Source organism: Amycolatopsis sp. NPDC051128, from assembly GCF_040682715.1.
GTDB lineage: Bacteria > Actinomycetota > Actinomycetes > Mycobacteriales > Pseudonocardiaceae > Amycolatopsis.
The window spans coordinates 85,756-106,123 of record NZ_JBFBBN010000014.1 but is presented as its reverse complement, the minus strand read 5'-3'; the positions used below and the strand labels follow the sequence as shown (position 1 = coordinate 106,123).

The following is a 20,368-nucleotide window of genomic DNA, read 5'->3' as shown; positions in this document are numbered from 1 at the left end:
CCCGGATTCCTTACGCGGACGAGCCGTCGACGGCGTCGAGGATCGCGGCCGTGACCGCGGCCGGGTCCGACACGGTGAGGGACTTCAAGTCCCTCAATGCGACATTCACGGCCGTTGATCGAGGAGGGCGCGAAAGGCGGGAAGCAGGATCCGGTCGGCGGGCAGCCAGTCGACGTCGTCGAGATCGTCGGGCCCGAGCCAGCGGACGGCGAGGTGCTCCACCGCGCGGGGCTCTTCACCGGGCGAAACGAGCGAAGTGGCGTAGATCCGGAGAACCTTCCCGCCGGGCAAGGGGACGTCCTCGCCGACGCGTGCGCCGACCTCGATGACGACGTCGAGCTCCTCGCTGCACTCGCGGGCCAGCGCGAACGCCTCGGACTCCCCCTCCTCGACCCGGCCACCGGGCAGCTCCCACTGCCCCGCGTGCCGCGGCGGCCACGCCCGCTGCTGAGCCAGCAGCTTGCCGTCGCGCACCAGGGCAGCACCCACGATCACACCGTTCACAGCCCGGGAATCTACCCGGAACCCCCGCCACCGGCCGCGCGCCAGACGACCACGAACCTCGCGCCGCCGTCGGGGGACTCGCCCACCTGGACGCGGCCGCCCCGGCGGCGGACCGTCTCCGCCACCATCGCCAGGCCCAGTCCGGTGCCGCCCGACGTGCGGGCGCGGTCGTCGGCGATGCGGTAGAAGCGGTCGAACACCTTCTCCCGGTGCTCCGGGGCGATCCCCGGCCCGTCGTCGTCGACCACCACCCGGACCGAGGACCGCGACGCCAGCACCGACACCACGATCTGGCCGCGCGCGTAGCGGCACGCATTGCGCAGCAGGTTGTCCAGCACCAGCTCGACCTCCCCGTGCGCCGCCGACGCCCAGGCCTGCGCGACCGCGGTGCTCACCCGCGTTTCCGGCGCACCCGCCGGGAGCCGGGCCACCGCGGCGCGGACCTCGCTGACCAGCTCGACCGGCTCCGCGGGCGGCACCTCCCCCGCGTCCGAACGGGCCAGCGACAACAGTCCGTCGAGCAGGGCCGAGAGCCGTTCGGCCTCGGTGAGGATGTCCGACAGCGTCTCCTGCGCCAGCTCCGGATCGGGGTTGGTGACGGCGACCTCGGCCTGCACGCGGATCGACGCGACCGGCGACCGCAGCTCGTGCGCGGCGTCGCCGGTGAACCGCCGGAGCCGGTCGCTCGCCTGCTCCTGCCGTTCCAGGAGGGCGTTGAACTCCTCCGCCAGCGCACGCAGTTCGTCGTGCGAGTCCGGCAGCGCCAGCCGCGCGCCCGGCGGCAACGCCCGCACCGAGCCCCGCATGCGCGCCACCGGCCGCAGCGACAGCCGCACCACCAGCCACGTCGCGAAGCCCGCCACCAGCGCGCCGATCGACGCGACGACGACCAGCCACACCCCGCCGTAGTGCACGGCGGCGGAGAACCCGACCAGTCCGGCGCCGGCCACGACCAGCCGCTGCGCCCCGTCCGGCGCGCTGACGACCGTGCCCAGGTACCGCGCGCCGTCGCGGCTCACCGGCTGCCCGGCCTTGAGCGTCGAGACGTCGGCGGGCGCCAGGCCGGTCGGGGTGCCGCCGTCCACCGGCGTGCCCGCGATGTCCAGCACCCGCAGCGTCACCGGGGCCGCGCCGGACAGCGGCCGGCCCGCGCTCACCTCGGCGCCGGCCGGGCCGAGCGCGCCGGTCAGCTCGCGGTCGACCGAGTCGATGAGCAGCGGCGAAAGGTTGGCCGCGGCCAGCGCGGCCAGCCCGAGCAGGCAGCCCAGGGTGATCGTCGCGGCCAGCACGGTGATCCGGGCCTGCAGGGACCGGCCCCGCCACCACGAGATCACGGGGTGATGACCTCGTCGAGCTGCGCGTCGGAGGCCAGGTAGCCGTGCCCGCGCACGGTCCGCAGCAACGCGCCGGCGCCGACCGCGTCGAGCTTGCGCCGCACGTAACCGACGTACACCTCGACGAGGTTGCGCGTCACGGCCTGCTCCTCGCCCCAGACCGCGCGCAGCAGCTCGTCCTTCGTGACGACCGTGCCCGCCCGCCCGACGAGCACCTCCAGCAGCGCGAACTCCCGCGGGCTCAGCCCGACCTCTTCGCCGTTCCAGTGCACCTGCCGCAGCCCGCGGTCGACTTCCAGCGCGCCGAGCCGCAGTGTGCCGCGGCCGGCCTCCGGCCCCGCCCGGCGCAGCACCGCGCGGACCTGCGCGACCAGCACGACGAAGGAGAACGGCTTGACGAGGTAGCCGTCGGCGCCGAGGTCGAGGCCGTCGGCCTGGTCGATCTCGCCGTCCTTGGCCGAGACGAGCAGCACCGGCGTGGTGACGCCGTCCTTGCGCAGCCGCTCCAGCACGCGGTAGCCGGACAGGCCCGGCAGCATGATGTCGAGCAGCACGACGTCGAACGAGCCCGTGCTCGCCAGCTGCAGGCCGGTGGGGCCGTCCGCGGCGGTGACCACGTCCATGTCCTCCGCGCGCAGCCCGCGCTGCAGCGCCTTCCGCACGCCCGGTTCGTCGTCGACCACCAGCACCCGAGGTTTCACGACACTCATCATGGCCGGTTTACGCAGGTCCCGTGGGATCTCTCAGCACGATCTCAGCCGGAGAGGGAGAACCTTCAGGGGTATCTCAGCCTCGAGAGGGAAGCGTCGTGGCCAGGGAGCCGGGCACACTCGAGTCCGGGACACCACAGGGAGAGACGCATGAAACCGAAGACTAAGGGCATCACCGCCGCGGTTCTCGGCACCGCGCTCGGTGCCGGTGGGCTCGCGTTCGTCGCGATGCCGGCCAGCGCCGACGACAAGCCGGCGCTGCCGCAGGTGAGCGCCGAAGAGCTGGTCCAGTCGGTCGTGAAGGCGAAGCCGGGCGCGTTCGACGGCACGGTCAAGGTCAGCAACGACCTGGGTCTGCCCGCCATCGGGAACGCGGTGCCGGGGGCGTCGGCACTGAACATGGACTCGGCGCACATCTTCTCCGACGGCGCGGGCAAGAGCCGGCTGGCCGTCACGCAGGGTGCGAGCCAGGAGACCGTGGTCCACGACGGCACCACCGTCTGGGACTACAGCTCCAAGACGAACACGGCGACGAAGGTGACCGTCCCGGCCGAGGTGGCCCAGCAGAAGGGCGCGGGCAGCGACAAGACGGCCGACCCGATCGCGGCGAGCACCGAGCTGCTGGCGAAGGTCCGCGAGAGCAGCACGGTGTCGGTCGACGGCACCGCGACCGTCGCGGACCGCCCGGCCTACGAGCTCGTGCTGACGCCGAAGCCGACCGAACGCACGCTGCTGCGCGAGATCCGCGTCGCGGTCGACTCGCAGACGCGGATGCCACTGCGGGTGTCGGTGCTGAGCAACGGGACGGCGACGCCGGCGCTCGAGGTCGCGTTCACCGAGATCCAGTTCGCCCAGCAGCCGGCCGACCTCTTCACCTTCACCCCGCCGAAGGGCGCCAAGGTGGAGGAGAAGACCCCGAAGGTCGACCAGCACGCCAAGGACCTGGCCGAGCAGGCCAAGCAGGACGTCAAGGTCGTCGGCGACGGCTGGGACACCGTCATCACCGGCAAGGTTCCGGCGGAAGCGCTGAACGCGGCGCCGAAGCAGCAGTCCGGTGAGCGCAGGGGCGGCGCCAACGCCGACCCGAAGGCGCTGCTCGAGCGGTTCGCCAAGAAGGTCAGCGGCACCTGGGGCAGCGGCTACCTCGTCACCACGAAGGTGGGCAGCGCGGTGCTGACCGACGACGGCCGGTTCGCCGCCGGTGCGGTGCCGGAGCAGGTCCTGTACGAAGCGCTGGGCCAGAAGTGACCAGCACGGCTGTGGAGTCCGGGGCGGAGACCTCTTCGGAGGTCTCCGCCCCGGCGGTCCCGCTCGCCGCGCGCACCAGGGGACTGCGCAAGGTCTACGGCAGCACGGTCGCGGTGGACCACGTCGACCTGGACATCCCGCAGGGCGCGGTCGTCGGGATGCTCGGGCCGAACGGCTCGGGCAAGACGACCACCATCCGGATGCTGCTCGGCCTGGTCCGGCCGACCGAGGGCGAGGTCGAGCTGCTCGGCCGTTCGATGCCGGACGCCGCCGCGCACGCGCTGCCGGACGTCGGCGCGCTGGTCGAGGGGCCGGGCTTCCACCCGTTCCTGTCCGGACGCGACAACTTGCTGCGCTTCGCCGCGGCGGAACCGCGGCTGGCTTCCGCCGGGATTTCCGCCGCGGTGGACACCGCGCTGGAGCGCGTCGGGCTGACCGGGGCGGCCCGCCGGCGCTACAAGGGGTATTCGCTCGGCATGAAGCAGCGGCTCGGGCTGGCTTCGGCGTTGCTCGTGCCGCGGAAGATGGTCGTGCTCGACGAGCCGACCAACGGCCTCGACCCTGCTGGTACCAGGGAGATCCGCAGGATCGTCGCCGAGCTGCACGCCGAGGGCGTCACCGTGCTGGTGTCGTCGCACCTGCTGGCCGAGGTCGAGGCGACGTGCACGCACGTGGCCGTGCTGCAGGCCGGGAACGTCGTCGCGCAGGGCGAGCTGGCGGAGCTGCTGGAGTCCGGGAACGCGGCCCTGCTGGTCCGCACGCCGGACGCGGACCTCGCGGTGGAAGTGCTGCGGGAGAACCGGATCGGCGCGCGGCTCACGCCGGACGGCGTCCGCGCCGACCTCACCGCGACGGAAGCGCCGCGGGTGCTGCGGGTCCTGGTGGGCGCGGGGGTCGCGGTCCACGAGGCGACGCGGGCCCGCACCGGGCTGGAAGACCTGTTCGCCCGGCTGACGGAGTCCTCTGTGGACGGTTCTTCGGGGGGAACGGAATGACGGCCGTACTGGACGCACCGAACGCACCGGCGGCCCGCACGGGCCACGACACGGTGCCGCTGACCCGGCTGCTGGCCGCGGAGCTGCGCTGGATCTTCCGGCGGCCGCGGACTCTCGCGGTGCTGGGCCTGCTCGCGCTGATCCCGGTGATCATCGGGATCGGCCTGACGCTGGTCGACGAGCAGCCGGGGAGCGGCGGGGGTCCCGACGACGGCGGGGGCGCCCTGCTGGCGTCCGCGGTGAACAACGCGTTCGTCCTGCCGATCGCGGCGATCGTGATGTCGCTGGCGCTGCTCCTGCCGCTGGCCTCGGCCATGGCGGGAGCGGACGCGATCGCCGGCGAGACGTCGCACGGCACGCTGCGTGGCTGGCTGATCGCCCCGGTCGGGCGAGGCCGCCTGCTCGCGGTGAAGGCGTTCGGCGTCGCGACCGTGTCGGTGGTCTCGGTGCTGGCGATGTGCTTCACCGGCGTGGTGACCGGGCTGATCATCAACGGCACGGATTCGCTGTTCACGCTGTCGGGCACGACGCTGTCGTTCGGCGGCGCGCTGGCCCGGATCCTGGTGGTGGCGGGCTGGGTGGTGCTCCAGCTGTGGGCGGTCGGCGCGGTCGCGCTGGCGATCTCCAGCTGGACCGAGCACCCGATGCTGGTGGTGGCGTCCGTGCTGGCGGCGGACATCGTGTTCACCATCCTGGGGTTCCTGACCTCGCTGGACTGGCTGCACCCGTTCCTGCTGACGCAGAACTGGTCGATGGCGCCGGCGGAGGTGCTCCAGGACCCGATGGGCACGCAGATGCTCGGCGAAGGAGCCCTGCGGGCGGCTTGCTACATCGTGATCGGGCTCTCGCTGGCCTACGCTCGATTGTCCACTCGGGACGGCTGAGGTCTCACTCCTCCTCGGCGCCGGCGGCGGGTGCGATGTCGCGGACACCGCGCACCCGCCGGTCGGCGACAGCCTTCTGGAACAGCGACAACGCCTGCCTCGCGGCGACGTTGAACAAGCCCATGGTGGTGTCCCGCTCGCCGAGCACGACCAGCAGGATGCCTTCGGGCATCGGGAAGACGCCGACGTGGCCGTCCGCGCCTTCGAAGATCGCCGCCCGTGGCGCGCCGACACCGGCCCGCCCGGTGAACTGGATGGCCAGCCCCACCGCGGACGCCGACATGGCGGCGACGCTGTCGTCCTCGATGTCACGGGTGTCGCTGCACAGCAGCAGACCGTCCCGGCTGGCCGCCAGGAGCCCCTTGACGTTGTTCCAGTCGATCCGGCCGCGGATGTCCCGCAGCGCCTCGTTCACCGCCGCTTTGTCGGCGCGGGACAACAGTTCCGCCGCGGCCGGCCCAGCCGGCGCCGGGACCGCCATCGCCGAGGCGAGCCCGCGCTTGGGCAGCGCGGGGCGATCCGCGGGTGTCCCCGCCGATACCATCGTCATACGACCAGGTCGGCTTCGATGCGCTTGAGCTGGTGCCGGGCCAACGCGAGGTTCGCCCGTTCCCGGTCCAGCACCAGGTACAGGAACAGGGTCGAGGTGTCGCGCTGGGACGGTTCCAGCAGGCGGATCAGGTGGTACTGGCGGCGCAGGGTGATCAGGATGTCTTCGATGTCGTCGTTGAGCTTGAGCGCGGACATCACCCGCAGCTTCGAGCGCACGACCTCGGTGTTGCCCGCCGCGGCCATTTCCAGGTCCAGCCATTCCCCACCGCCGAGGGAGCCCAGCGACATCCCGCTCCCGTAGTCGACCACCGCGGCGCCCAGCGCGCCGCCGATGGCCATCGCCTCTTTCAGTGCTGTGTCGAGGTTCATGCGGGGGAACTCCTCAGGCCGGTTCGACGCCTAGTGGTGCGGGTCACTTTAGGCCTTGATCGACACTGAACATAACGCCATTTGGAGTAATACCAAGACGAAAGTTCCGCCACCGGGTCGACTTCGGACGGATCAGCCGACGAGCGCCACGCCGTCCGGGTCGAACTCCAGCCGCACCCGGTCGCCCGCGCGCAGATCCGACGCGGCCGGCGCGACCGCATCCACAGTGGACTCTTCAGGCTCCTCGAGCCGGACCACCAGCCGCACGTGCTCCCGCCGGTGCACGGCCGCCACCACTTCCCCGGCCACTCCGGAAGCGGCCACCCGCAGGGCGTGGGGCCGCAGGCCGAGCCGCACCGGGCCGTCGGCGACGTCCGCCAGCGCGACGTCACCGAACGACGTATGTACCATCCCGCCCGCCGCGACGCCGTCGGCCAACGTCGTCACGCCGAGGAAACGCGCCACATCGTCGTCGGCCGGGTTGCGCCACACGCGCCGGACCGCGCCTTCCTGCCGGACCTCGCCGGCGTCCAGCACCGCGACCCGGTCGGCCAGCGTGAACGCCTCCTCCTGGTCGTGCGTCACCAGCAGCGTCGTGATCTTGCTGCGCCGCAACAGATCCGCCAGGTCGATGGCCAGCTGCTCGCGCAACCCGGCGTCCAACCCGGACAGTGGCTCGTCGAGCAGCAGCAGCCGCGGCTTCGGCGCCAAGGCCCGCGCCAGCGCGACCCGCTGGGCCTGCCCGCCGGACAGCTCCGTCACCCGCCGCTTCTCGAAGCCCGTCAGGCCGACGAGCGCCAGCAGTTCGGCGACGCGCGCGGCCCACTCCGAGCGCGGCACGCCGTGCATCCGCAGGCCGAAGGCGATGTTCGCGGCGACGTCGCGGTGGCCGAACAGCTGGCCGTCCTGGAACACCAGGCCGAACCCGCGCCGGTGCACCGGCACCGCGCCGAGGTCCTCGCCGTCCCAGCTCACCGAGCCGCGCGCCGACGGCTCCAGCCCGGTGATCGCGCGCAGCAGCGTCGACTTCCCCGACCCCGACGGGCCGAGCAGCGCCAGCACTTCGCCGTCGGCGATGTCCAGCCGGACGTCGCGCACCGCCGCGAACGATCCGTAGTGGACGGTCAGGTCCCGCACCGACAGCGCCATCAGAACTCCCCCACCCGGCCGCGCGCCGCCCCGAAGCGGTCGATGAACGCGACCGACAGCACCGTCACGAGCATCAGCAGCGCACACGCGGCGTACGCCATCTGGTTGTTCAGCTCACCCGGGCGCGCCATCAGCGTCGCGACCGCGACCGGCAGCGTCGGCGCCGTCGGCCGGGCGAGGAAGCTCGTCGCGCCGAACTCGCCGAGCGCCACGACGAACCCGAACCCGGCCGCGGCGACCAGCGGCCGCGCCGCCAGCGGCAGGTCGATCTCCTGCCACACCCGCAGCGGGCTCGCCCCGAGCGTCGACGCGGCCTGCCGCAGCCGGACGTCGACCGAGCGCAGCACCGGCAGCACCATCCGCACGACCAGCGGGGTGATCACCAGCGCCTGGGCCAGCGGCACCAGGTACGGCGATGTCCGGAGGTCGCCGGGCAGCGCGTCGAGCGTCACCAGGTAGCCGAACCCGACGGTCACCGCGGACACCCCGAGCGGCAGCATCAGCACGGCGTCCATCGTCTCGCCGAGCCCGCGCGCGGCCCGCGCCGGCGACCGGCGCAGCGCGACCAGCACCACGGACGCGAGCACACCGACCACCATCGCCAGCAGCGTCGCGTCGATGGCCACCTTCAGCGAGTTCTGCGCCGCGTCCCAGCCGGACACCTGCAGCGCGCCCTTCTCACCGGTACTCGTCAGCGCCCGGTACCCGGCGAGGCACCAGCCGTCCTCAGTGGACACCGATTCGACGAGGAGCGCGACGATCGGTGTCACCAGCAGCGCGAGCACGACACCCGCGGCGCCGACGACCCACCACTCGCCGCCGCGAGGGCGTCGCGCTTGGCCCGCGCCGATCCGGGCCCCCTCCTTACGCCGCCGCGCCAGCCCGCCGAGCACCAGCGCGGCGACCACGGCCGTGAACTGGATCAGTGAAAGAGCCGCGGCCCCCGAGAGGTCCAGGAGATCGACGGTTCGCAGGTAGATCTCGGTTTCCAGGGTCCGGTAGCGGGCGCCGCCGAGGATCAGGACGACCCCGAAGCTGGTGGCGCAGAACAAGAACACCACCGCCGCGGCGGACGCGATCGCGGGCGCCAGCGCGGGCAGCGTCACCGAGCGGAACGCCCGCCACGGCGACGCGCCCAGCGCGCGGGCCGCGTCGGTCGTCCGCGAATCCAGCCGCGCCCACAGCCCGGCGACGGTCCGCGCGACGACGGCGACGTTGAAGAAGGCGTTGGCGAGCACGATCGGCAGCACGCCGCCGTCCGGCCACAGCGCCCGGAACGCCAGCCCGACCACCACGGTCGGCAGCACGAACGGCACCAGCACCAGCGTCCGCGCCAGGCCGACGCCCGGCAGCCGCACCCGGGCCAGCAGGAACGCCACCGGCAGCCCGGCCAGCACCGCCACGACCGTCGACGCGGCCGCGCTCGCCACGGTGAACCAGGCCAGCTGCCAGGTCCGCGGGTCGCCCAGGACGACGTCGAGACCGCCCGCGGCGAACCCGCGACCGACGATCGCCAGCACCGGCCAGGCGAAGAACACCACCAGGAACCCGATCGGGGCCAGCCCGAGCAGCGCCAGGCCGAGCCCCCGGGCGGTCCGCGGCGGGGCCAGGACCGGTGCTTTTCGGGAGCTCCGGGCACCGGACGTCACTGCACGAGCGTGCGCCATTCGCCGATCCACTTCTCGCGTCCGGCCTGCACCTGGTCCGCCGGCAGTGTCTCCGGCTTCTGCGGCAACGGCGCGACCTGCGCCCAGCCCGCGGGCAGGTCGACGCCCTGGCGCGCCGGGTAGACGTACATGTTGGCCGCCACGGTCGCCTGGAACTGCTGCGAGAGCAGGAAATCGACGACCTTGTGCGCGTTCTCGGCCTGCTTGCCGTTCGCCAGCACACCGGCGTACTCGACCTGCCGGTAGCAGGTGTCGAGCAGTGCCTTGGTGCGCGGCTTGCCGTCCTCGCCCACCTCGGCGGCCGGCGACGACGCGTACGAGACGACGATCGGCCGCGGTCCCTTGCCGGACGAGCCCGAGAACTCCTTGGTGTAGGCCTCTTCCCAGCCGCTGACCACCTTGAGACCGTTGGCCTTCAGCTTCAACCAGTAGTCCTTCCAGCCGGCCTCGCCGTACTTCGCGATGGTGCCGAGGAGGAAAGCCAGGCCGGGCGACGCCGTCGCGGGGTCCTCGGCGACGAGGAGGTCCTTGTACTTCGGGTCGGCCAGGTCGTCGTAGCTGTCCGGCGCCGGGATCCCCTTGGCGCTGAAGTAGTTCGTGTCCACGTTGACGCAGACGTCACCGACGTCGACCGCGGACAGCCGGTGCTCGGGGTCGACGGCGTAGCGCTGCGGCCCGCGGTCGGCCTCCGGGCTGGTGTAGGGCTCGAAGACGCCCTCCTGCAGCGCACGCGAGGCGAAGGTCGAGTCGACGCCGTACGCGACGTCACCGATCGGGTTGGCCTTGGTCAGCACCAGCTTGTTGGTCAGCGAACCGGCGTCGCCCTGCTTGAGCACGGAGATCTTGATGCCCGACTGCTTCTGGAAGGCGTCGAGCACCTCCTGCGGCGCCAGGAAGGAATCGTGCGTCACGAGGGTGACGGTGGGCGTCTGCTGCGTGCCACCTTCGCCGTCGGACAGCGAGCACCCCGTGGCGACGACGCTGACGACCGCGACGGCCGTCGCGGCGCGAACAGCCCTGCGTTTCATCTACCCTCCTGCACTTCTCCGGACGAGGAGGTGAAGCCCTCCCTTCGCCGGCATGATCCGGTCAGGTGCGAACGGTCGCGGGTGACCCGCCTCTCAGCCCGGCTCGCCGGACTCCCGTGGCAACCGTGCAGCGTAGTCCAGGACGTACGACCATGGAGACATGACGGAAATCTTGAGCGACTCCGAGGCCGACGAACGATTGGGTACCGGCTGGACACGCTCCGGGGCGGTGATCTCCCGCGAGGTGGAGCTGGCGAGCTTCCCGCAGGCGATCGAGGTGGTGGACCGCGTCGCGGCGCTGGCCGAGGCGGCCGATCACCACCCGGACATCGACATCCGCTGGCGCACCCTGACCTTCCGGCTCAGCACGCATTCGGCCGGCGGCCTGACCGCGAAGGACTTCGACCTGGCCGCGCGGATCGACTCGGTGATCTGTGATCCCGGCTACTCCGGGTGAACGAAAGCGCAGGTCCGGCGTCTCTCGGTAGACAACCGAGAGACGGAAGGACGTGGCATGACCCAGGCGATCGTGGTGGGAACGGCAGCATTCGCGACGATGGTGGCGGCAGCCGGAGGCGTGCTCTGGTTCACCGTCCGCAACCGTCGTCACCTGGATGGCTGAACACTACCGGTGAGTTCGATCACAGCCGCTAACGAACGGCATGATCAAGGCGCTGAGCAGGCGGAAGCATCGGCTCAGCCCTAGGAAACGCCATGAACAACACCGCCGCCCTCACCGCCACCCAGCGCGCCTGGATCAACACCGTCGCCACCGCGGTGGTGCTGATCACCATCGCGCTGCTGGGCCTGCTCGGCTAGTTCGCGAGCCCCTGCCGGATCTTCGGATCCGGCAGGTTCTTCAGGCGGCGAGCGCCACTATCCGACGGTCGAGGCCACCCGCTCGAGCGCGGTTCACTCAGTAGCGTGGCATGTTCGGGATCGCCTTCTCGGCGACCTCGATGAGAGCCTCCACCTTCGACAAGTCGGCGGTCACGTCCTCCGCGGTCATCGAAGGGGCCTCGGAGGAGCGGTAGGCGACCTCGTTGCGTCGGGCCCGCATCCGGTTGAAGGGACGTAAAAGCGACCCCAGCGGTGGATCGAGCTGCGCGAGAACCGCCTCGTACACGGTGACGTGGCCGCCACGGCTCGTCACCCGCAGGCCCTGGTTCTGCAATACGGCCGCCAGTGCACGTCGGGCGCCGTCGTAAGCCAGCGTGTAGGCGCCTTCCGGATCCGAGTCCAGCAGCCGCCGCGCCGAAGCGAGGTGCGTGCGGGCGCGGACGAGTTCCGCCTCGGCGGCCTCCCGCGAGGCCGGGACGTGTTCGATGGCGCCGCGCGCGATGTGCGCGTCGATCGTTTCGCGCCCCTGGTTCCACCGGGTCATCAAGCCTCCTGGCTGAGCTGCAACTGGACCAGCGGACGCTCACGAACACTGGTGAGGAACGGATCCGTGGTGCTCGCCGCCGCCCACGACGCGGGCGAGATCCGGTGGACGTTGACCTCGCGGCCCAGCCGCCGCGACACCCGCTCGGCCAGGTCGAAAAGCGCGTCCGGATCAGGCGAACCGACGACGAGGACGTCGACGTCGCCGGGGGGCGGTCCCGATTCGCCGCCGTAGCGCGCGGCCCAGGACCCGTAGATATAGGCCTCGCGCACGCCCGCCAGCCCGGACAAGGCCTCGGCGAGCAGCGGCAACGGCCCGAAGGTGACCGAGATGAGCTCGCTCAACGGCCGGTAGAGCGGGGTGTCGGTGCGGGCTTTGACGAGCCGGCTCCGGCCCACTCGCCGATCTTCCAGAATGCCGCCGCCGACCAGCCGCTCGACTTCGCGGAGCACGGCCGTCGGCGTGACACCGCAGGCCTCGGCGAGCTCGGTGATGGCGTACTCGCGGTCCGGGTGCAGCAGCACGAGCGCGAGCAGCTCACCTTGCATGCGCGACCGCAGCAACGGCAACAGGCTCGGCGAAGCTTTCATTGGGCGCAGTATATCCTGCGCCCAATGAAAGTAACAACTAGTAGCAGACCATCACTGAAGGTCCAGGTCAGACGTTGAAGCGGAACTCGACCGGGCAACGTCATGACTGGAGACGCTCCAGTGCGAGTTCCGCGATGCCCAGAAGGCGCTCGTAGTAGAGCCGCCCTTCAGCGGGGAACGCCGGCAGCGAGGACCTCAACCTGTCCGCCGAACGCGCGAAAGACAACTCCAGGTCGCTGGTCACCCGGCCAGACTATGACCTCGCGGCGAAGCGGACCTAGACGTTGAAGCGGAACTCCACCACAATCCGGCGCCGATCAACATCACGCAAGTTCAGGTACTCGGGTGGGGATTCCTCCCTCACCCGAGGGATGTGGCCGCTACGAACGAGCGCCGACGCACCGGTTGGCGGCGGCGCAGGTCGACTCCAGGTCGGCGTGGACTGGCAGGCCCGGCCGGGCGAGTCCGAGTTGCTGAACGACGTCGAACCGGCGCTCATAGGCGGGGTCGGCGCCGACCGCGAGCGGCTTGTCCGAGGCGGCCCAGCGCCCCAGTTCGTACAGCGCTATCGGTTGCGTCGTCTCGAACGAGAACCAGAACAGGATCGCGTCGGCGAGTGCGAGGTGGTCGAACTCCCAGCGGATCTGCCGGGCGCCCTCGGCGTCGTCACCCATGGGGAAGATCGCGCGGCGCGGGTTGTAGACGACCGGCCAGACGGGTCGCAGGTGTTCGATCGCGTCCCGTTGCCAGTCGCCCACGTCGCTGATACCGCCGGCCAGGAAGATCCCCGGCCGTCGCGGTGACGCCGGCCGGTTCGGCGCGACCACCACGGTCATGAAGCGGACCTCCAGGACATCATTCATTTCGCCGGGCGGGACACAGCACCACCACCACGACGTCACCCTCTTCTATGCCTTCGGCCTTCCGGACGGCGTCCTTGAGCGGAATCAGATGGCGGCCGTCATGGGGGAAGAGCACCATGAGGCGAAGCCTAGGCGGCAGACGTTGGACCGGAATCAGACGTTGAAGCGGAACTCCACCACGTCGCCGTCGGTCATGATGTAGTCCTTGCCCTCCATGCGGACCTTGCCCGCCGCGCGGGCCGCCGCCATCGAGCCCGCCTCCATCAGGTCGTCGTACGAGACGATCTCCGCCTTGATGAAGCCGCGCTCGAAGTCCGTGTGGATGACGCCCGCCGCCTGGGGGGCCGTCGCGCCCTGCGGGATCGTCCAGGCGCGCGACTCCTTGGGGCCCGCGGTCAGGTACGTCTGCAGGCCGAGCGTGTGGAAGCCGGCGCGGGCCAGGGAGTACAGGCCCGGCTCCGGCTGGCCGACCGACTCGAGCAGCTCGCGCACCGACTCCTCGTCGTCCAGCTCCAGCAGCTCCGCCTCGACCTTCGCGTCGAGGAACACCGCGTCCGCGGGCGCGACCAGCTTGGTCAGCTCCTCGCGGCGGGCGTCGTCGGTGAGGACACCTTCGTCGGCGTTGAAGACGTAGAGAAACGGCTTCGTCGTCAGGAGGCTGTGCTCGCGAAGCAGTTCGAGGTCGACGTCCTTCTGCGCGGAGAAGAGCGTGCGGCCGCTGTCGAGGATCTCCTTCGCCTTCTGGGCGGCCTCGAGCGCGGGCTTCGCTTCTTTCTTGGTCCGCGCTTCCTTCTCCAGCCGCCAGACGGCCTTCTCGAGGGTCTGCAGGTCGGCGAGGATCAGCTCGGTGTTGATCGTCTCGATGTCGCTCAACGGGTCGATCCGGCCGTCGACGTGGATCACGTCGGGGTCGTCGAACACGCGGATGACCTGGCAGATCGCGTTGGCCTCACGGATGTTCGCGAGGAACTTGTTGCCCAGCCCGGCACCCTCGGACGCACCCTTGACGATCCCCGCGATGTCCACAAAGGACACCACGGCGGGGACGGTCTTCTCCGACTTGAACAGCTCGGCCAGCTTGTCCAGCCGGGGGTCCGGCAGCGGGACCACGCCGACGTTCGGCTCGATGGTCGCGAACGGATAGTTCGCGGCGAGCACGTCGTTGCGGGTCAGCGCGTTGAACAGGGTGGACTTGCCGACGTTGGGCAGGCCGACGATACCGAGGGTAAGACTCACGACCCCGAAGTCTACGTGGCCGGTTCGCGGCCGCCCCCGGTCGGGCCCCGCGCACCCAGCGCCGCGTCGGATTTCCGCCAGCGACGGCGCTGACCTGCTGGCATGCTCGGATCCATGGTCACCGACACGCTCGCACTCTGGCGAGACGCCGAGCGCTGCTACCGCGTGGTCACCGCCCGCGACTCGCGCTTCGACGGCCAGTTCATCATGGCCGTCCGCACCACCGGCATCTACTGCCGGCCGTCCTGCCCGGCGTCGACGCCCAAGGTGCAGAACGTCCGCTTCTTCCCGACGTCGGCGGCCGCGCAGTCCAACGGCTTCCGCGCCTGCCGCCGCTGCCTCCCGGACGCCGTGCCCGGCTCACCCGACTGGAACGTCCGCGCCGACCTCGCGGCGCGGGCGATGCGCCTGATCGCCGACGGCACCGTGGAACGCGAAGGCGTCCCCGGCCTCGCGCGGCGGCTCGGCTACTCGGAACGCCAGCTCGGCCGGGTGCTCACCGCCGAGCTGGGCGCGGGGCCGCTCGCGCTGGCCCGGGCGCACCGCGCGCACTCCGCCCGGTTGCTCATCGAGATGTCCGGGCTGCCGCTGACGGACGTCGCCTTCGCGGCGGGCTTCTCCAGCGTGCGGCAGTTCAACGAGACGATCCGCGAGGTGTTCGCGACGACGCCTTCGCAGCTTCGCGCGGCGAGCCTGCGACGCGGCCGCGCGACAGGCGAAGGCTCCACGCGCCTCAGCCTGCGGTTGCCTTTCCGGCCGCCTTTCGACGCTCTTGGGTTGCTTCGCTTCTTCGCCGAGCACGCGGTTCCGGGCGTCGAGAAGGCCACCGACGAGTGGTACGCCCGGACGCTGCGACTCGCGCACGGCACCGGCGTCGTCCGGCTGACGCCGGAAGCCGACCACGTGCGCTGCGAACTGCTGCTCGCCGACCTGCGCGACCTCGGCAGCGCGGTCAGCCGCGTGCGGCGGCTGCTGGACCTCGACGCCGACCCCGCGGCGGTCGCCCGCGTGCTCGGCGCCGACCCTGCCCTGGCGCCGATCGTCGCGGCGGTACCGGGAATCCGCGTCCCAGGCGCGGTCGACGGGGACGAACTCATGCTGCGCGCTCTGCTCGGGAAGACCCCGGTGTGCCTCGGCGAGGAGGTGCCGGGCGAGTTCGGCGTCACGCGGCTGTTCCCGAGCGCTGCGCAGGTCGCGACGGCCGGTCATGACGCGACCGTCACCGGTGTCGCGGCGGCGCTGGCCGAAGGTCGCCTGCACGTGCACATCGGCCGGGACGCCGCGGACCTGAGATCGGAGCTCCTCGAGTGCCCGGGGGTCAGCCCGGCCACGGCCGGCTACGTGCTGATGCGCGTCCTCGGGGCACCGGACATCCTCCCGGCCGACGACCCCGCCGTCCGGCGCGGCGCCGCGGCGCTGGGCATCTCGCCGGACACGCTTCCGGAGCGGGCGCGGAGCTGGACGCCGTGGTGTTCGTACGCCGGGATGTACCTCCGGCGCGCGGCCTAGTACCGCAACGGCCTCAGCCCTGCTCGCCCTGCCACAGCAGGGCCTGGGCCACGATCACCTGGTTGCCGTCGAACGTCACGGCCGGCGAGCCGTACAGGCGGTAGCCGAGTTCGAGCTGCTCGCTGACCCGGTGGCAGAACTTCGCGTCGTCCGGACCGGTGAGCATCCGGTAGCGGGGCAGGCCGTTCGGCGGCTGTTCCGTCATGGCTCCATCTTGGCCGAATGATCAGCCGGCGCGCACCTCCACTGTCGAGCCCGTGCGGGACTTGCGGACCCGCAGCCGCGTCGGGATGCGCTGCCGCAGCTCCTCGACGTGGGAAACCAGGCCGACCACCCGGCCGCCGGCGCGGAGCTCGTCGAGGATGTTCATCACCACGTCGAGCGTTTCGGCGTCCAGCGTGCCGAAGCCTTCGTCGACGAACAACGTGTCCAGCAGCGCGCCACCGGTCTCCCCCGCGACGACGTCGGCCAGCCCCAGCGCCAGCGCGAGCGACGCGAGGAACGACTCGCCTCCGGACAGCGTCTTCGCCGGACGGATGGTGCCCGAATAGTCGTCCAGCACGTCGATGCCGAGCCCGCCGCGGGTGCCACGCGCCCCGGCCGCGTCCGAGTGCACGAAGGAGTACCGCCCCTGGCTCATGGTGCGCAGCCGGTGCGTGGCGGCGACCGCCACCTCTTCCAGCCGCGCCGCCAGCACGTACGAGCGCAGCGACATCTTGCGGCTGTTCTGCCCGCGCCCGTTGACGACCTCCGCCAGCGCGCGCAGCTCGGCGTACTCGGCTTCGGCCGGCGCGAGCCCGGCGAGCGCCTTGTGCAGCAGACCGGCCAGCCGGGTCAGCTCCTCGTGCTGGGCGGTGGCCACGCGCAGCGCCGCGTACGCCGAGTCGGCGCGTGCCCGGGCCAGCTGGGCCGCGTCGGCCGCACGGTCGACGTCCGCGACGTCGTCCGGTGAGATCCCGAAGAGATCCGGTTCGGACAACAGCGCCCGCGCGCCCGCCGCGGCCGCCTCGGCCTCGGCGATGCCCTGTTCCAGCTTCTCGATCTGCTCGTCCGGCAGCATCGCGGCCCGCGCCTTCTTCAGCGACGTGAACCCCTTCGCCTTGACCGCCGCTTCGACCAGCGTGCGCTGCTGCGCCACCCGCTCCCGGGCGCCCGCGACCGCCGTCCGGGCCTCCGCGACCGCCTCCAGCGCCTCGGCCAGCCCGATCAGATGTTCTCGCCGGGCGCCGACGTCCGCGAACTCGCCCCGCCCCACGACGAGCCGACGTTCGCGCTCGGCCAGCCGTTCCTCCAGGGCCCGGACGTCGGTGGTCGCTTCGGTCGCCGCCTGCTCGGCCTGGCGGCGACGTTCGGCTCGCGCTTCGAGGTCGCGCTCCAGGAGGACGACCTGCCGGCCGAGCCGCGCCTTTCCGGACGCCTGCTCGGTCAGCGCGGTGACGGCGGCGCGAGCTTCGGCCAGCTCGGCGGTGATCGACTCGGACGTGCGCCCGGCCAGCCGTTCGACGAGCCCGGCGAGCCGTGCCTTCGCTTCTTCCAACGCGACCACGACCCGCTGCCGCACGGCGTCCGCCGCCTGCTCGGCTTCCTCCGCGGCACGTTCCTCGGCCGGGTCGACCAGTTCGGCGTCCCGGCTCGCCGGCGCCGGATGCTCCGCCGAGCCGCACACCGGGCACGGCGCGCCGTCCGGCAACGCGGCGGCCAGTTCGGCCGCCATCCCGTCGAGCCGCCGCTCACGCAGGTCGAGCCGCCGCTGCCGGGCTGCCTGGTGCGCGTCGATGACTTCGCGCAGCTTCGCTTCGCCTCGCGCGACTTTCGCGTGGGCCTCCGGCAGCTCGGCCGCGTCGCGCGCGACGGCCCTGAGCTCGTCCACCTTCGCCTTGGCGCCATCGAGCTTCGCCTCGGCTTCGGCCGCCTTGAGGGCGTCCGCGCGCAGTTTGGCCAGCTGGCCGGGGATCGCGGCCAACGCGGCGGTCAGCTCTTCGACCTGCTGCCCGGCCGTCACGGCGACGAGCTTCCGGTCGTCCCGTCGCATGATGTCGAGCTGCTGCTGCTCGGCCTCGGCGACCAGCTCCGCGACCGCGCCGGCTTCTTCGCGCGCGGCGGCCGCCCGCGCCTTGAGGTCGCCGGTCGCCCGGGTGCCGAACTCCCGCAGCCGGGCGCCGCGGGCCTGCTCCGCCTGCTCGGCTTCGGTCAGCTCGGCGGCCCGCCGGTCCAGCAGGTCGGCCTCCACGGCGACCCCGGCGGCCCGCCGCGCGGCCGCGACCTCCCGCGCCCATTCGGCGCGCTGTGGCGCCTGCTCGGTGATCTCGACGAGCCGCAGGTGCGCGGTGCGGACCCGGCGGATCTTCTCCGCGCCGGCGCGTTCTTCCTGCAGGTAGGCGTCCGCTCGCCGCGCGGCCGACCGGGCGAGCTCCTCCTCGGCGGTGACCTGCCCGACCCGCTCGGCCGCCGCGGCCAGCACGGTGTCGACCCACTCGGCCACGTCGGACTCGGGCGGGTCCTGCTGTGCCTCCTGCGCGTACCTGGCCAACAGCTCCCGCATGTCCCGCTGCCGCGTTTCCAGCTCGCGGCCGCGCTCGGCGCGCAGGTCGGCGAACCAGCGTTCGACGTCGGCGAAGCGCTCGGTGCCGAACAGCCGCTCCAGCAGCTTCTCGCGCTCGGCGGTGTCCGACCGCAGGAACCGGGCGAACTCGCCCTGCGGCAGCAGCACCACCTGGAAGAACTGGGCCGCGGTCATCCCGAGCAGCCGCTCGATCGTGCGCGCGACCTCCTCGATCCGGATCAGGCCCTCCGGCGGCAGCCCGGCGGGCGCGGTGCCGACCCAGCTCAGCGACACCCTCGCCTGCTGGGTGGTCGTGCCCTCGCCGCGCCGCTTCGGCCGCTGGTACTCCGGGTTGCGCACGATCTTCAGCCGGTGGCCCTGCACGGTGAGCTCCAGCGCGACCTCGGTGACCTGGTCGGGCTCGGCCAGGTCGCAGCGCAGCCGCTTGGCCTCGTTGCGCGCGCCGGGGACCACGCCGAACAGCGCGAACGCGATCGCGTCGAGCAGCGTGGTCTTGCCCGCGCCCGTTTCGCCGTGCAGGAGGAAGAGACCGTCGGCGCCGAGCACGTCGAAGTCGACCACCTCGCGTGCGCGGTACGGCCCGAAGGCTTCGACCTCCAGCCTGTGCAGCCTCATTTCGCGAGGGCCCCCCGGTCGGCCGCTTCCAGGGCCTTGAACAGCAGCTGTTCTTCGCTTTCGGTCGCCGGGGCGCCCCGGCAGTCGTCGAGGAAGCCCCGCGAGATCTCGATGTCGGACCGGCCGCGCACGGCGTCGGAGTACCGCAGCGGGGCGCCGGCGTACCCGCCCTCTGGCTCCCACTCCAGGTGCACCGCGTGGGGGAACCGCTCGCGCAGCCGTCGCATCGCGTCCACCGGGCGCACCCGGTCGGTGACCGTGACCGACAGGAAGTGATCCAGGTAGGCGTCGTGCTCCGGATCGTTCAGGAGCCCTTCGATGTCGCCTCTCAGCGTCGCGAGCGCCCTCGGCACCGGCAGCTCGCGGCGGCGGACCTCGGCGAGGCCGTCGGCGTCGAGGTCGACCAGCCAGACCGATTTGCGTTGGCGCGCCTCGGAAAACGAGTACGCCAGCGGGCTGCCGGAGTACCGCAGGTGCTCGGCGAGCCGCTGCGGCCCGTGGAGGTGGCCGAGCGCCACGTAGTCGACTCCGTCGAAGACCGAGCCGGGCACCTGCTCGACCCCGCCGACCGCGATCGTGCGCTCCGAGTCCGTCGGCTCGCCGCCGGTGACGAAGGCGTGCGCGAGCACGACCGATCGGGTGCCCGGCCGCGTTTCGAGGTCCGCGCGGATCCGGCGCATGGCCTCGGTGAGCACGCCGGTGTGGCCGCGCGCGTCCGGCACGCCCAGCGCGTGCCGCGCCGGTTCCGGCTCCAGATAAGGGATTCCGTAGACGGCGACCGGGCCGTGGTCGTCGCCGAACAGCACGGGCTCGGCCAGCCCGCCGACGGTGGTGCGCAGGTGCAGGCCGCCGGCCGCGGCGAACTCCGCGAACGCGCCGAGCCGCGGCGCCGAGTCGTGGTTTCCCGGCGTGACGACCAGCTGCGCACCGGCCGCGCGGATCCGGGCGACGGCCGCGGTGGCGACCCGGACAGCCTCGGCCGAAGGCACCGCGCGGTCGTAGATGTCGCCTGACACCAGGACGGCGTCGACCGACTCGCCGGCCACGAGGTCGGCGAGGTGCCCGAGCACCGCGTCCTGTTCCGCGAGCAGGTCGGCACCGTGGAAGGTGCGGCCGACGTGCCAGTCGGAGGTGTGCAGGAATCTCACGGTGGGCAAGGTTACGACCC

22 protein-coding genes and 1 riboswitch are annotated in these 20,368 nt (G+C 72.1%); of the genes, 5 read left to right on the top strand and 17 right to left on the bottom strand.

Annotation, left to right across the window (positions count from 1 at the left end):
• Nucleotides 1-105: 105 nt before the first annotated feature.
• From AB0M82_RS17335 to AB0M82_RS17325, 3 genes are read right to left on the bottom strand one after another with little or no spacing between them, the layout of a single operon-like run.
• Nucleotides 106-504, bottom strand: coding sequence for an NUDIX domain-containing protein (locus AB0M82_RS17335; RefSeq protein WP_364722548.1), 399 nt, complete (start codon nt 502-504; stop codon nt 106-108).
• 11 nt (nt 505-515) lie between these two features.
• On the bottom strand, nt 516-1,838 hold the full coding sequence (locus AB0M82_RS17330; RefSeq protein WP_364722546.1) for a HAMP domain-containing sensor histidine kinase: 1,323 nt from the start codon (nt 1,836-1,838) through the stop codon (nt 516-518).
• On the bottom strand, nt 1,835-2,551 hold the full coding sequence (locus AB0M82_RS17325) for a response regulator transcription factor (protein WP_364722544.1): 717 nt from the start codon (nt 2,549-2,551) through the stop codon (nt 1,835-1,837). Before AB0M82_RS17325 ends, AB0M82_RS17330 begins: the two co-directional genes overlap by 4 nt.
• 147 nt (nt 2,552-2,698) lie before the next feature.
• Between AB0M82_RS17325 and AB0M82_RS17320 the strand changes: the two genes are divergently transcribed.
• From AB0M82_RS17320 to AB0M82_RS17310, 3 genes are read left to right on the top strand one after another with little or no spacing between them, the layout of a single operon-like run.
• Nucleotides 2,699-3,796 carry an outer membrane lipoprotein carrier protein LolA gene (locus tag AB0M82_RS17320; RefSeq protein WP_364722542.1) on the top strand — a complete coding sequence of 366 codons (1,098 nt, stop codon included), beginning with the start codon at nt 2,699-2,701 and terminating at the stop codon, nt 3,794-3,796.
• On the top strand, nt 3,793-4,791 hold the full coding sequence (locus tag AB0M82_RS17315; protein WP_364722540.1) for an ABC transporter ATP-binding protein: 999 nt from the start codon (nt 3,793-3,795) through the stop codon (nt 4,789-4,791). Before AB0M82_RS17320 ends, AB0M82_RS17315 begins: the two co-directional genes overlap by 4 nt.
• Nucleotides 4,788-5,675, top strand: a complete 888-nt coding sequence (locus AB0M82_RS17310) for an ABC transporter permease subunit (RefSeq protein ID WP_364722538.1) — start codon at nt 4,788-4,790, stop codon at nt 5,673-5,675. Before AB0M82_RS17315 ends, AB0M82_RS17310 begins: the two co-directional genes overlap by 4 nt.
• A 4-nt stretch (nt 5,676-5,679) precedes the next feature.
• On the opposite strand, the gene AB0M82_RS17305 is transcribed toward AB0M82_RS17310, so the two are convergent.
• The 5 genes from AB0M82_RS17305 to AB0M82_RS17285 all read right to left on the bottom strand — a co-directional run bounded on the left by AB0M82_RS17305 (nt 5,680) and on the right by AB0M82_RS17285 (nt 10,440).
• The gene (locus tag AB0M82_RS17305) at nt 5,680-6,225 is read right to left on the bottom strand and encodes a roadblock/LC7 domain-containing protein (RefSeq protein ID WP_364722536.1); all 546 of its coding nucleotides are present in this window, start codon (nt 6,223-6,225) and stop codon (nt 5,680-5,682) included.
• The gene (locus AB0M82_RS17300) at nt 6,222-6,596 is read right to left on the bottom strand and encodes a hypothetical protein (RefSeq protein ID WP_364722534.1); all 375 of its coding nucleotides are present in this window, start codon (nt 6,594-6,596) and stop codon (nt 6,222-6,224) included. The genes AB0M82_RS17305 and AB0M82_RS17300 overlap by 4 nt, the downstream gene beginning before the upstream one ends.
• 132 nt (nt 6,597-6,728) lie before the next feature.
• Nucleotides 6,729-7,745: an ABC transporter ATP-binding protein gene (locus AB0M82_RS17295; RefSeq protein ID WP_364722533.1), complete on the bottom strand. Its 1,017-nt coding sequence runs from the start codon at nt 7,743-7,745 to the stop codon at nt 6,729-6,731.
• Nucleotides 7,745-9,307 (bottom strand): iron ABC transporter permease, encoded by a 1,563-nt coding sequence (locus AB0M82_RS17290; protein ID WP_364722672.1) that lies wholly within the window; start codon nt 9,305-9,307, stop codon nt 7,745-7,747. Before AB0M82_RS17290 ends, AB0M82_RS17295 begins: the two co-directional genes overlap by 1 nt.
• Nucleotides 9,308-9,390: 83 nt before the next feature.
• Entirely contained in the window at nt 9,391-10,440 is a 1,050-nt protein-coding gene (locus tag AB0M82_RS17285) for a thiamine ABC transporter substrate-binding protein (RefSeq protein ID WP_364722531.1), read from the bottom strand.
• Between the two features lie 22 nt (nt 10,441-10,462).
• A riboswitch (TPP riboswitch) is annotated at nt 10,463-10,568 on the bottom strand.
• 32 nt (nt 10,569-10,600) lie between these two features.
• Here AB0M82_RS17285 and AB0M82_RS17280 point away from each other — a divergent pair.
• Nucleotides 10,601-10,897, top strand: a complete 297-nt coding sequence (locus AB0M82_RS17280) for a 4a-hydroxytetrahydrobiopterin dehydratase (RefSeq protein ID WP_364722529.1) — start codon at nt 10,601-10,603, stop codon at nt 10,895-10,897.
• Between the two features lie 459 nt (nt 10,898-11,356).
• On the opposite strand, the gene AB0M82_RS17275 is transcribed toward AB0M82_RS17280, so the two are convergent.
• The 6 genes from AB0M82_RS17275 to ychF form a co-directional block, all read right to left on the bottom strand.
• The gene (locus AB0M82_RS17275; protein ID WP_364722527.1) at nt 11,357-11,824 is read right to left on the bottom strand and encodes a hypothetical protein; all 468 of its coding nucleotides are present in this window, start codon (nt 11,822-11,824) and stop codon (nt 11,357-11,359) included.
• Nucleotides 11,824-12,414, bottom strand: a complete 591-nt coding sequence (locus AB0M82_RS17270; protein ID WP_364722525.1) for an ArsR family transcriptional regulator — start codon at nt 12,412-12,414, stop codon at nt 11,824-11,826. The genes AB0M82_RS17275 and AB0M82_RS17270 overlap by 1 nt, the downstream gene beginning before the upstream one ends.
• A gap of 100 nt (nt 12,415-12,514) precedes the next feature.
• Nucleotides 12,515-12,658 (bottom strand): hypothetical protein, encoded by a 144-nt coding sequence (locus AB0M82_RS17265; RefSeq protein ID WP_364722523.1) that lies wholly within the window; start codon nt 12,656-12,658, stop codon nt 12,515-12,517.
• 136 nt (nt 12,659-12,794) lie between these two features.
• Nucleotides 12,795-13,250 carry a nucleoside 2-deoxyribosyltransferase domain-containing protein gene (locus tag AB0M82_RS17260; RefSeq protein ID WP_364722522.1) on the bottom strand — a complete coding sequence of 152 codons (456 nt, stop codon included), beginning with the start codon at nt 13,248-13,250 and terminating at the stop codon, nt 12,795-12,797.
• Between the two features lie 19 nt (nt 13,251-13,269).
• Complete coding sequence (locus AB0M82_RS17255; RefSeq protein WP_364722520.1) at nt 13,270-13,395, bottom strand: DUF1905 domain-containing protein; 126 nt, start codon at nt 13,393-13,395, stop codon at nt 13,270-13,272.
• A 35-nt stretch (nt 13,396-13,430) separates the two neighbouring features.
• Nucleotides 13,431-14,513, bottom strand: a complete 1,083-nt coding sequence (ychF, locus tag AB0M82_RS17250; protein ID WP_364722518.1) for a redox-regulated ATPase YchF — start codon at nt 14,511-14,513, stop codon at nt 13,431-13,433.
• 114 nt (nt 14,514-14,627) lie between these two features.
• On the opposite strand from ychF, the gene AB0M82_RS17245 reads away from it, so the two are divergent.
• Nucleotides 14,628-16,022, top strand: coding sequence for an AlkA N-terminal domain-containing protein (locus tag AB0M82_RS17245; protein WP_364722516.1), 1,395 nt, complete (start codon nt 14,628-14,630; stop codon nt 16,020-16,022).
• A 13-nt stretch (nt 16,023-16,035) separates the two neighbouring features.
• On the opposite strand, the gene AB0M82_RS17240 is transcribed toward AB0M82_RS17245, so the two are convergent.
• The 3 genes from AB0M82_RS17240 to AB0M82_RS17230 are packed head-to-tail and all read right to left on the bottom strand — an operon-like array spanning nt 16,036 to nt 20,348.
• On the bottom strand, nt 16,036-16,227 hold the full coding sequence (locus AB0M82_RS17240) for a DUF1737 domain-containing protein (protein WP_364722514.1): 192 nt from the start codon (nt 16,225-16,227) through the stop codon (nt 16,036-16,038).
• A gap of 21 nt (nt 16,228-16,248) precedes the next feature.
• Nucleotides 16,249-19,200: an SMC family ATPase gene (locus AB0M82_RS17235; protein ID WP_364722512.1), complete on the bottom strand. Its 2,952-nt coding sequence runs from the start codon at nt 19,198-19,200 to the stop codon at nt 16,249-16,251.
• Nucleotides 19,197-20,348, bottom strand: coding sequence for an exonuclease SbcCD subunit D (locus AB0M82_RS17230; protein ID WP_364722510.1), 1,152 nt, complete (start codon nt 20,346-20,348; stop codon nt 19,197-19,199). Before AB0M82_RS17230 ends, AB0M82_RS17235 begins: the two co-directional genes overlap by 4 nt.
• Nucleotides 20,349-20,368: the final 20 nt, after the last annotated feature.

Coding starts and splice junctions, on each gene's coding strand:
- AB0M82_RS17325 (WP_364722544.1), bottom strand. CDS start 2,551: ATGATGAGTGTCGTGAAACCTCGGGTGCTGGTGGTCGACGACGAACCG.
- AB0M82_RS17320 (WP_364722542.1), top strand. CDS start 2,699: ATGAAACCGAAGACTAAGGGCATCACCGCCGCGGTTCTCGGCACCGCG.
- AB0M82_RS17310 (WP_364722538.1), top strand. CDS start 4,788: ATGACGGCCGTACTGGACGCACCGAACGCACCGGCGGCCCGCACGGGC.
- AB0M82_RS17305 (WP_364722536.1), bottom strand. CDS start 6,225: ATGACGATGGTATCGGCGGGGACACCCGCGGATCGCCCCGCGCTGCCC.
- AB0M82_RS17300 (WP_364722534.1), bottom strand. CDS start 6,596: ATGAACCTCGACACAGCACTGAAAGAGGCGATGGCCATCGGCGGCGCG.
- AB0M82_RS17295 (WP_364722533.1), bottom strand. CDS start 7,745: ATGGCGCTGTCGGTGCGGGACCTGACCGTCCACTACGGATCGTTCGCG.
- AB0M82_RS17285 (WP_364722531.1), bottom strand. CDS start 10,440: ATGAAACGCAGGGCTGTTCGCGCCGCGACGGCCGTCGCGGTCGTCAGC.
- AB0M82_RS17280 (WP_364722529.1), top strand. CDS start 10,601: ATGACGGAAATCTTGAGCGACTCCGAGGCCGACGAACGATTGGGTACC.
- AB0M82_RS17275 (WP_364722527.1), bottom strand. CDS start 11,824: ATGACCCGGTGGAACCAGGGGCGCGAAACGATCGACGCGCACATCGCG.
- AB0M82_RS17270 (WP_364722525.1), bottom strand. CDS start 12,414: ATGAAAGCTTCGCCGAGCCTGTTGCCGTTGCTGCGGTCGCGCATGCAA.
- AB0M82_RS17260 (WP_364722522.1), bottom strand. CDS start 13,250: ATGACCGTGGTGGTCGCGCCGAACCGGCCGGCGTCACCGCGACGGCCG.
- AB0M82_RS17255 (WP_364722520.1), bottom strand. CDS start 13,395: ATGGTGCTCTTCCCCCATGACGGCCGCCATCTGATTCCGCTCAAGGAC.
- AB0M82_RS17245 (WP_364722516.1), top strand. CDS start 14,628: ATGGTCACCGACACGCTCGCACTCTGGCGAGACGCCGAGCGCTGCTAC.
- AB0M82_RS17240 (WP_364722514.1), bottom strand. CDS start 16,227: ATGACGGAACAGCCGCCGAACGGCCTGCCCCGCTACCGGATGCTCACC.
- AB0M82_RS17235 (WP_364722512.1), bottom strand. CDS start 19,200: ATGAGGCTGCACAGGCTGGAGGTCGAAGCCTTCGGGCCGTACCGCGCA.